Source organism: Bacillus sp. MYb209 (genome assembly GCF_002975175.1).
Classification (GTDB): domain Bacteria; phylum Bacillota; class Bacilli; order Bacillales; family Bacillaceae_G; genus Bacillus_A.
Genome location: NZ_PCNZ01000014.1, coordinates 1 through 12,027 on the forward strand (window position 1 = coordinate 1; position 12,027 = coordinate 12,027).

Genomic DNA, 12,027 nt, shown 5'->3' on the forward strand with positions numbered 1-12,027 from the left:
AAATACCCTATAGAATAGACTTTTTTTAAGTGTCTATTCTATAGGGTACATTTTATACTAAGCTTCTTTTTTTATTATCGTAAATTATTGCGACTAATTACGCTTCCTCTTGCTTAAATAAAACTCCTTTTATTATTCTCAAAAATGACACATAATAAGTGATTTAAATCACCACATTGATTTGAATTTATCGCTATTCTTGATTTAGATATTACATTTAAACTTTATGGAGGCATTCATATGAAACATACATTTACTGAAACTTCAATTATCGGTGAGATTGTAACACAATTTCCGAAAGCTAGTGATCTTTTTAAATCATATAGAATAGACTTTTGTTGTGGTGGTAATAGACCACTTATTGATGCAATTAATGAAAGAAATTTATCAGCATCAGAGGTAATCACAGAATTAAACACGCTTTATCATAAAACAAAACTATTAAACAAATCTGAAATTGATTGGAAAAATGCTTCTTATCAAGAATTGATTGATTATGTTGTAAATAAGCATCATCGCTATTTAAATGAAGAATTGCCACAGTTAAGTCCATATGTGACGAAAGTATTACGCGTTCATGGGGCAAGTCAGCCTCATTTAGCTCAAATTCATAAGCTATTTCATGAACTTAAGATTGAATTAGAACAGCATTTAATTAAAGAAGAAACGGAAGAGTTCCCATTAATTTTAGAATTCGAACAAAATCCGACTGATGAAAATTATGCAAAATTACGTATAGTAGTAGAAGAATTAGAAAGTGAGCATGACCACGCTGGCAATATTATTAAAGAACTTCGTAAGGTGACAAATGACTTTACTCCACCAGAAGGAGCTTGTGGCACTTATCGCCTTGTTTACCAGCGCCTTGAAGCTCTTGAATCTGACTTATTTGAACATATTCATTTAGAAAATAACATTTTATTTCCACGTGCTATCGCAAAAGCTTAAATACAGCGCAGGACATGAGCATTTTTACTCATGTCCTGCTTTTCATTTTGTAAAAACATTCACACTTTCCCCCACCGTTTCACTGGACAGCTTGATATAATTTAATTTATCGAAGGTACATATCAGGTAGCATTAAGGAGTTGTATTTATGAAAGAAAAGATGATAAAAAACATTTACGAGAGATCTTCCTCTTTAAAGACCTTTCAGAAGAAGAACTACAGCCTGCTATGGAGGGTTCTTCATTTCAAACTGATTATTCCTCCTTACTCCCTTCTTTCATTCCACTAAAAAACATATTCTCTCATTAAATAAAACTTCTAATCAATGGGAGTTTATTCATTCCCCTACAGACTATTAAGCATCCGTCTATCCTTTCGCTTCTCCCTTCACATACGTCCGAATTTTAACAATTTGTGAATCATTATAAAAATGTGATAAATATCACATCTCCCTCTTTTTTAATTTTCTATAATGGAAACATAATATACTTTGTTCAACTTTTCACATAAAAGGGGAAATGAATATGAAAACACGTTTAGTTATGATCGGAAATGGTATGGCTGGAATACGCTGTATAGAAGAAATATTAAAACATGATAGTGATTCATATGAGATTACTATTTTTGGAGATGAACCACATCCAAACTATAATCGCATTATGCTCTCTCATGTTCTGCAAGGAAAAACAAATATGCAAAATATCATTATGAATGAATATAGTTGGTACGAAGAAAACGAAATAACTTTATATACAAACGAAAGAGTTCAAAGTATTGACCGAGAAGAAAAAGTCATTGTCACAGAAAAAAATCGTACTCTTACATATGACAAACTCATTATCGCAACGGGATCTAGTGCTTTTATATTACCTGTTGAAGGTTCCATCCTTCCTGGTGTGACTGGATTTCGAACAATTGAAGATACACAATTTATGATTAATACTGCTAAAGAAAAGAAAAAGGCCGTTGTCATTGGTGGTGGATTACTTGGTTTAGAAGCCGCAAGAGGCCTCATTGACTTAGGAATGGACGTACATGTTGTTCATTTAATGCCGAACTTAATGGAGCAACAACTAGATGCTAAAGCCGCTTCTCTATTGCGTGAAGATTTAGAAGCGCAAGGCATGAAATTTCTCATAGAAAAGAAAACTGTAAAGATTCTTGGTACAGATTATGTTGAGGGTATTCAATTTGAAGATGGTGAAATTTTAAATTGTGATTTAATCGTAATGGCTGTCGGAATACGTCCGAATACTCAAATAGCAAAAGATGCTGACTTAATTGTAAATCGCGGTATTGCAGTCAACGACTATATGCAAACAAATGATGAATCCATTTATGCAGTTGGTGAATGTGCAGAACATGACGGTATCGCATATGGACTTGTTGCTCCTCTTTATGAACAAGGTGCAATATTAGCAAAACATATAACAAATTTACAAACTGATGGATATGTGGGTAGTATCGTCGGTACACAATTAAAAGTTGCAGGTTGTGATTTATTCTCTGCTGGTCAAATTTATGAAGATGATCAAACGAAAGCAATTTCAATATTTGATGAATGTAAACGTTCCTATAAAAAAGTATTAATTCGTGACAATAAAGTCGTTGGTATCGTTTTATATGGTGATACTGCTGATGGTACACGCCTCTTTAGCATGTTAAAAAAAGAAGAAGATATACAAGAATATACACCAGCTTCCCTTCTTCACAAAGCTGGTGAAGAAAGTGAACTTAACGTTGCTACTATGAGTGCGGATGACACTGTGTGCGGATGTAATGGTGTTACGAAAGGCACAATCGTTCATGCCATTTTAGAACAAGAATTAACTACTTTTGAAGAAGTAAAAGGCTGCACGAAAGCCGCAGGATCTTGTGGTAAATGTCGCCCACTTGTTGAACAAATTTTATCTCATACACTTGGAGATGCTTTTGATGCCTCAGCACAATCTGCCGGTATGTGTGGATGTACAACTTTATCACGTGATGAAGTTGTAGCGGCAATTCATGAGAAAGGTTTAAAATCGCCAAAAGAAGTACGAAATGTACTCGGTTTTGCACATGAAGACGGCTGTTCGAAATGTCGTCCTGCTTTAAATTACTATTTACGTATGGCGATTCCAGAAGAATATACAGATGATAAATCATCCCGTTACGTTAATGAAAGAATGAATGGTAACATCCAGCATGATGGTACATTTTCTGTTATTCCACGTATGTACGGAGGCGTTACAACCGCAGATGATTTAATGAAAATTGCTGAAGTTGCGAAAAAATATGACGTCCCTCTCGTGAAAATTACAGGTGCAAGTCGAATCGGCTTATATGGTGTTAAGAAACAAGACTTACCTAACGTATGGGCCGATTTAAATATGACTTCTGGATATGCGTATTCAAAATCTCTTCGTAATGTAAAATCATGTGTTGGTTCCCGCTTCTGCCGTTTCGGTACGAAAGATTCATTAGGACTTGGTATGCTACTTGAACAATCATTAGAAATGGTAGATACACCTCATAAAATGAAGATGGGTGTAACGGGTTGTCCACGTAACTGTGCGGAAGTACTTACGAAAGATTTTGGTGTTGTTTGTGTCGAAAATGGATTCCAACTTTATATCGGCGGAAATGGTGGTACGGAAGTACGTGAAGCTGACTTTGTAATGATTGTCCCTACTGAAGATGATGTACTTCACATCGCTACAGCTTACGTACAATATTATCGTGAAACTGGTATTTACGGAGAGCGCACTGCCTACTGGACAGAACGATTAGGCTTCGATCACATAAAAGAAATACTACAAGAGGCAAACATGGTCACTATGTTAAATGAGCGTTTCCAAAAAGCTCGTAGCACATATACGGAAGCATGGGGACAAGCACTAGAAACGAAATCACAAAAAGCGATGTATGAAGTAGAAACTGTAAAATAAGGAGCGTGCACTATATGTTACAAACGAAAGAAAAAATAAAAATTATGCGTGCGGAAGACCTTCCTATTCAAATTGGTAAAGAGGTGCAAATGAAAGGTATGTCTATCGCCCTATTTCGTCTCTCAAATGGCGATATTCGAGCTGTAGAAAATCGTTGCCCTCATAAAAATGGACCGTTAGCAGAAGGAATTGTATCTGGGGAATTCGTCTTTTGTCCACTACATGATTGGAAAATTTCATTAATAACAGGTGAAGTTCAAAAGCCGGATGACGGTTGTATTCAAACGTACGAAGTAGAAGTAATTGACGAGGATATTTATATATACATGTAATTTACAAAAGGAAGCCTACCCTGGCTTCCTTTTAAATAAAAACTAAATGAGGTGCGAATATGAACGGATATATATATTTAGTTGGTGCAGGACCAGGTGATGAGGGGCTAATTACAAAAAAAGCGATAGATTGCTTAAAGCGTGCAGATATTGTCTTATATGACCGCTTATTGAACCCTACCTTTCTTAGTTATACGAAAGGAACATGCGAACTTATTTATTGCGGAAAAATGCCAAAGAATCATACTATGCGACAAGAAATGATTAATGCCCACCTACTTCAATTTGCGAAAGAAGGGAAAATCGTTGTCCGCTTAAAAGGCGGAGATCCATCTATTTTCGGCAGAGTTGGTGAAGAAGCAGAAACTTTAGCGGCAGCGAACATTCCATATGAAATTGTACCAGGTATTACATCTAGCATCGCCGCTAGTAGCTATGCAGGTATCCCCCTCACCCACCGTGACTACAGTAATAGCGTTACTTTACTAACTGGACATTCAAAAGGTCCTTTAACCGATCATGGAAAATACAATTCATCCCACAATAGCGACACGATCGCCTACTACATGGGTATAAAAAACTTACCTACAATTTGTGAAAGCTTACTACAATCAGGAAAGAAAACAGATACGCCTGTAGCAGTCATTGAATGGGGTACAACTGGAAAACAGCGCGTTGTCACAGGGACACTATCAACAATTGTTCATAACGTCAAAAACGAAAATATTTCTAACCCTTCAATGACGATTGTTGGTGATGTCGTTTCCTTGCGTAACCAAATTGCTTGGAAAGAACGTAAACCATTGCATGGTAAAAAAGTATTATTTGCATCTGCAACAAATAAAGAAAGTTCAATAAAACAACTATTACAAGAATCCGGTGCAGAAATATATCAAATTCCAACCTTCAAAAAAGAAGAATACGCATTAACTTCTGAACAAATCCATGAAATTTTCAAAGCAAATCGCCTTGTATTTTGTTCAGCTGAAAGTGTAGAAATCTTGATGCAATCATGCAGTAAACATCATAAAGATATTCGTTCCTTACAGGCGGAACTGCAGTATATGAACGGTGCCACTCAAGAAAAAATGATGCACTATGGACTATTAAGTAAACAAGCAATATTCTCTTCCGATACAACTGTTTATTTAGGCCGGAACATTAATCGAATTGCTTTCATTCAAGAAAAAATTGGTGCAGGCTCCTATATGATGACTCATGAGTATAAAATTGATCATCGATTCGATGAAATTCATTCACGTATGCTTTCTGAATTCTCATGGGATAGCATTGTATTTGAAGGACGTGCTTCAATTGATACGTTTTTATCAGAAGTAAAACGCCTTGGCTTTATGCATACTCTTACTCTTCCCTTCTCATATACCGATGTTCCAACTTTACAGTATGCAAATAAAGTCGGGTTTCAAAACGTAGATCATCAATTACAAGAAATTGTTATGAAGAAAGACAGGGTGAGACAATGAAAGGAATTATATATGTTGGACACGGTAGCCGACTGCAAGAAGGTAACGAACAATTCATTCACTTTATTCAATCTGTTATGAAAGAACGTAACGAAAGGATTCAAAAAATAGCTTTTCTTGAACTAACAACACCTACCATTCATGATGCAGTTACAGAAGCAGTAATAGAGGGAGCGACTGACATAATGATTGTACCTGTTTTATTATTTGCGGCTGCTCATTATAAACGTGATATTCCTTTTGAAATAGAGCAAATGCAAAAGAAATATTCACATATAACATTTTCAGTTGCACCACCTTTTAGTACGCATCCACATATGGTTGAACTTGTAGTGAAAAGAATACGTGAAACTATGCCAATGCAAGGTAGTAAAATTCTACTCGTAGGACGAGGTAGTAGTGACCCTCAGCCTATTTATGAATTACAGCAAATTGGAGCAGCTGTCGAACGAGAACTCGATATGCCGGTATCTTGTTCCTTTTTAACAAAAGGAACCCCCTCTTTTACTGCTGAACTTAAAAATATAACATTGAATGCTTCCCGTGTATATGTCATGCCGTACCTTCTCTTTACCGGATTATTGCTTCAAAAAATTAAATTACATACAAAAAAATATAATCACGTTACGACTTGTAATTGTCTTCAATTTGATACATACATGAAGTTAGCATTATTAGAACGAATGGAGGAATGTGTGTATGTATAACATGTACCCTCTTATGTTTAATTTAAATAAAAAAGTGGTCGTTATAGTTGGTGGAGGTAAAATTGCATATCGAAAAGCAGCTGGATTAAAGGATACAGGCGCTTTTGTCACCGTTGTTAGCCCAGAGATTTGTGAGGAAATGAAGGAGCTTCCTTATATTACATGGAAGCAAAAAACTTTTACTAATGATGATATTAAAGATGCCCATCTTATTTATGCGGCAACAAATCAACATACTGTAAATATGATGGTCAAACAGGCCGCTCATGATTTTCAATGGGTTAACGTTGTAAGTGACGGTACAGAATCATCATTTCACACACCTGGTGTCATCCGAAATGATGAGCATGTTTTCACTATTTCAACTTCAGGTAAAGATCCATCGTTTACAAAACGTATGAAACAAGAATTATCATCTGTCCTTCCTAAACTTATAAAAAAACTTTCTCGTACTCAGAAATTGTAATCTATCTCTTAGCTAAAATATGAATTAACTTTGGACAAACGTTTTTTAGAGGCGTTTGTTCTTTTTGTTTTGGTTTCGTTTTTTAGAATCGCACAGGCAATTGGACAAGAATCTGCGAAGAAAAATAATGGTGTTGAAAACTTGTAAGCAAGTGAATTTTATGACAACTTCAACATTACGAGCATAAAAAAACAGTTGCTTGAGAGCAACTGGTTCAATAAAGGTTTTATATTGGATATTCATTCAACCAAATTAGCGCTTGTTCATAATCATCAAAAAATTTCACAGATTCTTTTGTATTGGAGTGTTGTAAATAATTCATTATCTCCCCTTCTTCAAGGAGAAACGCCATTGCCTTACTGTGATTCAAAATGGTTTCATTGAAGAACTTATCTTTCCATGCTTTTTGAACAGAAAAATGATTTGGCGTGTATCCTTTTCTATCCACCAACAATTTGTATTTCCGACCCTCGGAAATGAATTGATGACAAACCTGCTCGAAGCCATTAAACCATTCATAAACATCATCTGTTTTAATCTTGCCAATTAAATGGGTAACAATTATATCTCCTGAAACTGTTGTGCTGATATTCTGTTTACTCAACCTGACATCATCTCCCTTAGTTACAATTATGCGTAAAAATCACATAAAATCAATAAGGATAAAATTCTTATGCAATAAAGCAACATTATTTACGAAAAGAGTCTTGTTATTAATAAAACAATTCATTCTCTTTTGTTCAAGTAGAAAAAAGGATGTCTCTACTAGACATCCTTTTTTCTTATTAATGATCCTTTAACATCACTAACAGCTTCTCTTGGCTATACATCCACACTGTAATGATTAAACAAGCAAGTGCTACTTCTGATAACGCCATAAATCCAATCGCATAATGACCTGTCAGTTGGAATAGTAATGTTAAAATTAATGGCGGGAAAAACCCTCCTAGTCCACCTAAAGCTGATACAACTCCATTTACAATCCCTGCTTGCTCAGAGAAGTACATTGGAACAAGCTTAAAGATTGTTCCATTTCCAATGCCTGCACAGAATGCAACTAGTAGGCAACCAAATGTATACACGTTCATACTAGGCATAAATGATAAAATAATACCTGAAAGTGTTAAACCGATAAATACAAAGATTAATATTTTAAATGGATTAAATTTATCACCAAGCCAACCACCAATTGGGCGCATTATTGTTGCTAATACGATGAATCCAGCTGTACGCATACCTGCATCTACTTTCTCTAATCCGAAGTGAGATACTAAAAAGTTTGGTAAATATACTGTAAATGCAACAAATGATCCAAATGTTAAAAAGTAAAAGATACATAGAAACCAAAGTTTTTCATTTTTATATACACCTTTTATTTGTTCCATTAATGGTGTATTCACCTTTTTTTCCTTACGATCGCCTAATAAAAAGTTCATAAGTGCAAATGCTGCAAGTAAAACTAAATAACACTGTACTGTCGTTCTCCAGCCAAATGAAGTTGCAATGACAGGTGCTAAAAATGAAGTAATTGCTGTTCCGGCGTTACCAACACCGTAAATACCATTTACAAAACCGTGACTCTCTTTCGGGAAGTATTTCGGTAAAGAAGTTACCCCTACAGAGAATACAGCCCCACCAATCCCTACAAATAAGCCACCAATAATTAAATCCCTCATAGAATTGGCAACACTAATATAAAAGACAGGGAATAATAATAGAATAAAACTAATAAAGAATAATTTTCTTGCTCCGTAACGATTTGTCCAATAACCAATTGGAATGCGAAGAATAGAACCTAAAATAACCGGTACTGCTGTGACCATAGAAATTTCTCCCGCAGTTAATGGAATATCCGCTTTAATATATGGCATTAATGATGATAAAATGACCCATACCATAAAACCGATAACTAGATTAGAAGTTTGTAAACTTAATTGAAAATTAGGACTTTTCATCCTGTTCCCTCCTATGTATGCATAGTTATATTAATTCCCTCCAGTCTAATCACGTACTCACATGATTAGACTGAAAAGAATCAACCACCACTTACTGGCGGAATCATTGCTACTACATCGCCAGTTTGAATGATGTCGTCCTCATTTGCGTATTCTTCATTTATAGCGACCATAATCTCGTTTGAAATTGCTACGTTGTATTTCTTTATAAGAACATCCTTTAGCTCAGCAACCGTCATCTTTTCACAATCTATTTGCAAGGCCGGCTTACTTGCTTCTTCTTGCAAATGTGCAAATAATAGTACTTCAATCATGTTCTCATCTCCTTTTCAGGTTCACCATTTACATATGCTGTTTTCTCTAACTGATCACCTATCCATGACTCACCATCTTCCCAAAACTCTTTCTTCCAAATCGGAACAATTTGTTTTATACGCTCCATAATATATTCATTCGCCTCATAGGCCGCTTTCCGATGTGGTGTAGCAACAGCGACAACAACAGCAAGATCAGAAATTTGCAATGTACCAATGCGATGTGTAATTGCCACATATGTACCTGGCCATTTCTCTTCTACTTCGGTACCAATTTTCTCAAGCTGTTTTTCCGCCATTGTCTTATAAGCTACATACTCTAAATATAGCGTACGGCGTCCTTTCGTAAATTCTCTAACAGTACCAATAAAAGTAGTAACAGCACCACACTCACGCCGAATTACTTTACTTGTAACATCTTCAATTGAAATAGGTGTATCAATTACTTCATAATACGTATGTGTCATCTTGCACCTCTTATCTTTGTATAAATCATAATCCGCGGAGAAGCCATCAATCTATTTTTCTATTACTTGTACGATCGAAGCGGTTCTTCCCATGGCCACTCGCTTCCTACGTTTGATTCTAATAACAGTACCGAAACAGTTATCCCTGCTTCAAATCCTCTTGTTCCGCCTGGTAAAACGATAAATGCATTCGCTTCTGCAAGTGAAGAAATTGCACTTGATTTATCTAAGCCAACTGGTGTAACTTGCAATTGACCATTTACAATCTTTACGCTTCCTCGTACAAAACGGGTAAATGGGTTTGCTTTCGAAAAGTCTTTCTGTAAAATCGCCTCTGCACGATATACGTGCGGATCTTTTCTATGCAAATATGTTCGAATAACTGGTCTAACATATAATTCACATCCGACATAACAAGCAGAAGGATTACCAGATAGACCGAATAATAGTTTTCCTTCTAGCTCAGCTACAGTAGTCACGCTTCCTGGTCGCATCGCTATTTTATTGAAAAGTACATTAGCTTGTAATCTCTCATAAATAGCAGGTAAATAATCATAATCTCCTACCGAAACGCCACCAGTTGTAATTAAAATATCGACTTCTTTCATCGCCTTTTTTACAGTCTTATAACACGTCTCTAAATCATCAACGAATTGCCCATAATACCGTACAACTCCACCTACTCTTTCAATTTGAGCAGCAATCATATAAGAGTTACTGTTTCGAATCTTCCCTTGTTTTAGTGGTTCATGTACTTCTAAAAGTTCACTTCCTGTTGTTACAACCCCAATAATCGGCTGCTTAACAACATTTACTGAACTATAACCAAACGTAGCAAGAAGCGCTGCTACTCCAGGGTTAATAAAAGTTCCTTTTTTCACAAGGATGGCATTTTGTTTTACATATTCCCCTTTAAAAGAAATGTTATCACCAGAAGCGAAAGAGCGTTTTAATTTCATATAAGTCTTTTCGTTTTCCTCAAACCCTTCCGTTAGTTCTAACATAACAACAGCATTACACCCCGCTGGAATCGCGGCCCCTGTCATAATACGTACAGCTTGAAATGGTTTCACTTCTTCTGTAAAAACAAAACCTGCTCCGATTTCACCAATCACTTCGAACTGAATTGGGTTACTGCTACTTGCTTCTTTTGTATCTTCCGCTCTAATTGCAAACCCGTCGTATGGAGATCGATCAAAATGCGGAACATCATAATCTGCAACAACATCTTCTCCTAGAGTTCTTCCATAGCTTTCTATAAGAGAAACTTTTTCCGTTTCACCTAGATAGGCATATTCCATTACACGTGCAACTGCTTCTGCCACTGGAATTGGTATACGTTTTTCTAACATTCTTTTTCACCTCGTTTTGATAAGGAGAAACTTTCTTTCTGTTCATCCTATATACTTTGCGTATAACCGTTTTGCCATTTTCATATCATTAGTCCCATGAATAAACGCTCTGCCGTCTGTAAATAAAACAAAACGATATTCATCTACTAGAAACGATAGTAAATATGGAGTTTCTTTGACACTCACGCTTTTTTGTAAGCGCTTTTGAATTTCTTCTAAATTAAGAACTCGCTTTATCCCTGGACGGATTTGAACTGTATTCCGCCCACATAACACTTCTGTTTTTGTCTGTGCTTCAAATGTTAAACTTGGATACGTTCGTGATTTCCCACAAGATGGACATGTACTTTTTTTCTGCCTGTTTACTTTTAATGAGATACATTGATTGTTCCAAATATCAAATGATAACATTGTCCCTCGTAACGACTGAAAATCATCCACCAATATCTTCATTGCTTCAGTTACTTGGTGAGCAACTACCATTTGTACAGCTGGCTGAATAATTCCTGCTGTATCGCATGTTGCACCGCCCATAGGATGATCCATTAGGCAGCGAAAACATGGCGTTTCCCCCGGAAGAATTGTATACGTTACACCGTAACTCCCAATACATCCACCATATATCCAAGGTATATTTTCTTTTTGTGACATGTCATTTATAAGTAGGCGCGTATCGAAATTATCAGTCGCATCTAAAATGAGATCCACTTCTTTTACTAACTCTTCCATTTCTTGCATTGTAACATCCGTTACAACTGGTACAATTTCCACTTCAGAATTAATCTTTCTTAAATGTTCTGCCGCTGCAATTGCTTTTGGTTTACACTGCTGTGCATCTTCTTCTGTATATAGCTGTTGCCGCTGTAAATTACTCCATTCGACGTAGTCACGGTCAGCAATTGTCAATTTCCCAATTCCCATCCTAACGAGCGCTTCCGCATTTGCAGCTCCTAGTGCACCCGCACCGATTAGGAGCACATGCTTTTCTCTGATTTTTCTTTGTCCCATTTCACCAATTCCAGAAAACAATACTTGCCTTGAATAACGATCTTGCATAGGGAACTCTCCTTTC

Annotated in this window: 12 protein-coding genes; 6 read left to right on the forward strand and 6 right to left on the reverse strand. The window is 36.2% G+C overall.

The genetic code is table 11. The features are described from left to right. Nucleotides 1-240: 240 nt before the first annotated feature. From ric to CQZ94_RS18955, 6 genes are all read left to right on the forward strand, one after another. Complete coding sequence (gene ric / locus CQZ94_RS18930; protein ID WP_105586602.1) at nucleotides 241-948, forward strand: iron-sulfur cluster repair di-iron protein; 708 nt, start codon at nucleotides 241-243, stop codon at nucleotides 946-948. A 524-nt stretch (nucleotides 949-1,472) separates the two neighbouring features. Then, entirely contained in the window at nucleotides 1,473-3,878 is a 2,406-nt protein-coding gene (gene nirB, locus CQZ94_RS18935) for an NADPH-nitrite reductase large subunit (RefSeq protein WP_105586603.1), read from the forward strand. Nucleotides 3,879-3,892: 14 nt separating this feature from the next. Continuing rightward, nucleotides 3,893-4,210 carry a nitrite reductase small subunit NirD gene (gene nirD / locus CQZ94_RS18940; RefSeq protein ID WP_105586604.1) on the forward strand — a complete coding sequence of 106 codons (318 nt, stop codon included), beginning with the start codon at nucleotides 3,893-3,895 and terminating at the stop codon, nucleotides 4,208-4,210. 59 nt (nucleotides 4,211-4,269) lie between these two features. After that, on the forward strand, nucleotides 4,270-5,694 hold the full coding sequence (locus tag CQZ94_RS18945) for a uroporphyrin-III C-methyltransferase (protein ID WP_105586605.1): 1,425 nt from the start codon (nucleotides 4,270-4,272) through the stop codon (nucleotides 5,692-5,694). Further along, nucleotides 5,691-6,401, forward strand: a complete 711-nt coding sequence (locus CQZ94_RS18950) for a sirohydrochlorin chelatase (RefSeq protein ID WP_105586606.1) — start codon at nucleotides 5,691-5,693, stop codon at nucleotides 6,399-6,401. The genes CQZ94_RS18945 and CQZ94_RS18950 overlap by 4 nt, the downstream gene beginning before the upstream one ends. Next, nucleotides 6,394-6,867, forward strand: a complete 474-nt coding sequence (locus CQZ94_RS18955) for a precorrin-2 dehydrogenase (protein WP_105586607.1) — start codon at nucleotides 6,394-6,396, stop codon at nucleotides 6,865-6,867. Before CQZ94_RS18950 ends, CQZ94_RS18955 begins: the two co-directional genes overlap by 8 nt. Before the next feature lie 226 nt (nucleotides 6,868-7,093). On the opposite strand, the gene CQZ94_RS18965 is transcribed toward CQZ94_RS18955, so the two are convergent. The 6 genes from CQZ94_RS18965 to CQZ94_RS18990 all read right to left on the reverse strand — a co-directional run bounded on the left by CQZ94_RS18965 (nucleotide 7,094) and on the right by CQZ94_RS18990 (nucleotide 12,011). Beyond that, nucleotides 7,094-7,501: an STAS/SEC14 domain-containing protein gene (locus CQZ94_RS18965; RefSeq protein WP_258166033.1), complete on the reverse strand. Its 408-nt coding sequence runs from the start codon at nucleotides 7,499-7,501 to the stop codon at nucleotides 7,094-7,096. A 151-nt stretch (nucleotides 7,502-7,652) separates the two neighbouring features. Beyond that, nucleotides 7,653-8,822 (reverse strand): nitrate transporter NarK, encoded by a 1,170-nt coding sequence (gene narK, locus CQZ94_RS18970; RefSeq protein ID WP_105586608.1) that lies wholly within the window; start codon nucleotides 8,820-8,822, stop codon nucleotides 7,653-7,655. A gap of 80 nt (nucleotides 8,823-8,902) precedes the next feature. Beyond that, a complete protein-coding gene (moaD, locus tag CQZ94_RS18975; protein ID WP_105586609.1) occupies nucleotides 8,903-9,136 on the reverse strand; it encodes a molybdopterin converting factor subunit 1 in 234 nt (77 codons plus the stop codon). Then, the gene (locus CQZ94_RS18980; RefSeq protein ID WP_105586610.1) at nucleotides 9,133-9,603 is read right to left on the reverse strand and encodes a molybdenum cofactor biosynthesis protein MoaE; all 471 of its coding nucleotides are present in this window, start codon (nucleotides 9,601-9,603) and stop codon (nucleotides 9,133-9,135) included. The genes moaD and CQZ94_RS18980 overlap by 4 nt, the downstream gene beginning before the upstream one ends. A 62-nt stretch (nucleotides 9,604-9,665) precedes the next feature. Then, nucleotides 9,666-10,955, reverse strand: a complete 1,290-nt coding sequence (locus CQZ94_RS18985; RefSeq protein ID WP_105586611.1) for a molybdopterin molybdotransferase MoeA — start codon at nucleotides 10,953-10,955, stop codon at nucleotides 9,666-9,668. 42 nt (nucleotides 10,956-10,997) lie between these two features. Next, nucleotides 10,998-12,011, reverse strand: a complete 1,014-nt coding sequence (locus CQZ94_RS18990; protein WP_105586612.1) for a molybdopterin-synthase adenylyltransferase MoeB — start codon at nucleotides 12,009-12,011, stop codon at nucleotides 10,998-11,000. Nucleotides 12,012-12,027 lie beyond the last annotated feature (16 nt).

What these genes read in the sequence shown, in the direction of transcription:
- ric (WP_105586602.1), top strand. Translation starts at nt 241, where the DNA reads ATGAAACATACATTTACTGAAACTTCAATTATCGGTGAGATTGTAACA.
- nirB (WP_105586603.1), top strand. Translation starts at nt 1,473, where the DNA reads ATGAAAACACGTTTAGTTATGATCGGAAATGGTATGGCTGGAATACGC.
- nirD (WP_105586604.1), top strand. Translation starts at nt 3,893, where the DNA reads ATGTTACAAACGAAAGAAAAAATAAAAATTATGCGTGCGGAAGACCTT.
- CQZ94_RS18945 (WP_105586605.1), top strand. Translation starts at nt 4,270, where the DNA reads ATGAACGGATATATATATTTAGTTGGTGCAGGACCAGGTGATGAGGGG.
- CQZ94_RS18950 (WP_105586606.1), top strand. Translation starts at nt 5,691, where the DNA reads ATGAAAGGAATTATATATGTTGGACACGGTAGCCGACTGCAAGAAGGT.
- CQZ94_RS18955 (WP_105586607.1), top strand. Translation starts at nt 6,394, where the DNA reads ATGTATAACATGTACCCTCTTATGTTTAATTTAAATAAAAAAGTGGTC.
- narK (WP_105586608.1), bottom strand. Translation starts at nt 8,822, where the DNA reads ATGAAAAGTCCTAATTTTCAATTAAGTTTACAAACTTCTAATCTAGTT.
- moaD (WP_105586609.1), bottom strand. Translation starts at nt 9,136, where the DNA reads ATGATTGAAGTACTATTATTTGCACATTTGCAAGAAGAAGCAAGTAAG.
- CQZ94_RS18980 (WP_105586610.1), bottom strand. Translation starts at nt 9,603, where the DNA reads ATGACACATACGTATTATGAAGTAATTGATACACCTATTTCAATTGAA.
- CQZ94_RS18985 (WP_105586611.1), bottom strand. Translation starts at nt 10,955, where the DNA reads ATGTTAGAAAAACGTATACCAATTCCAGTGGCAGAAGCAGTTGCACGT.
- CQZ94_RS18990 (WP_105586612.1), bottom strand. Translation starts at nt 12,011, where the DNA reads ATGCAAGATCGTTATTCAAGGCAAGTATTGTTTTCTGGAATTGGTGAA.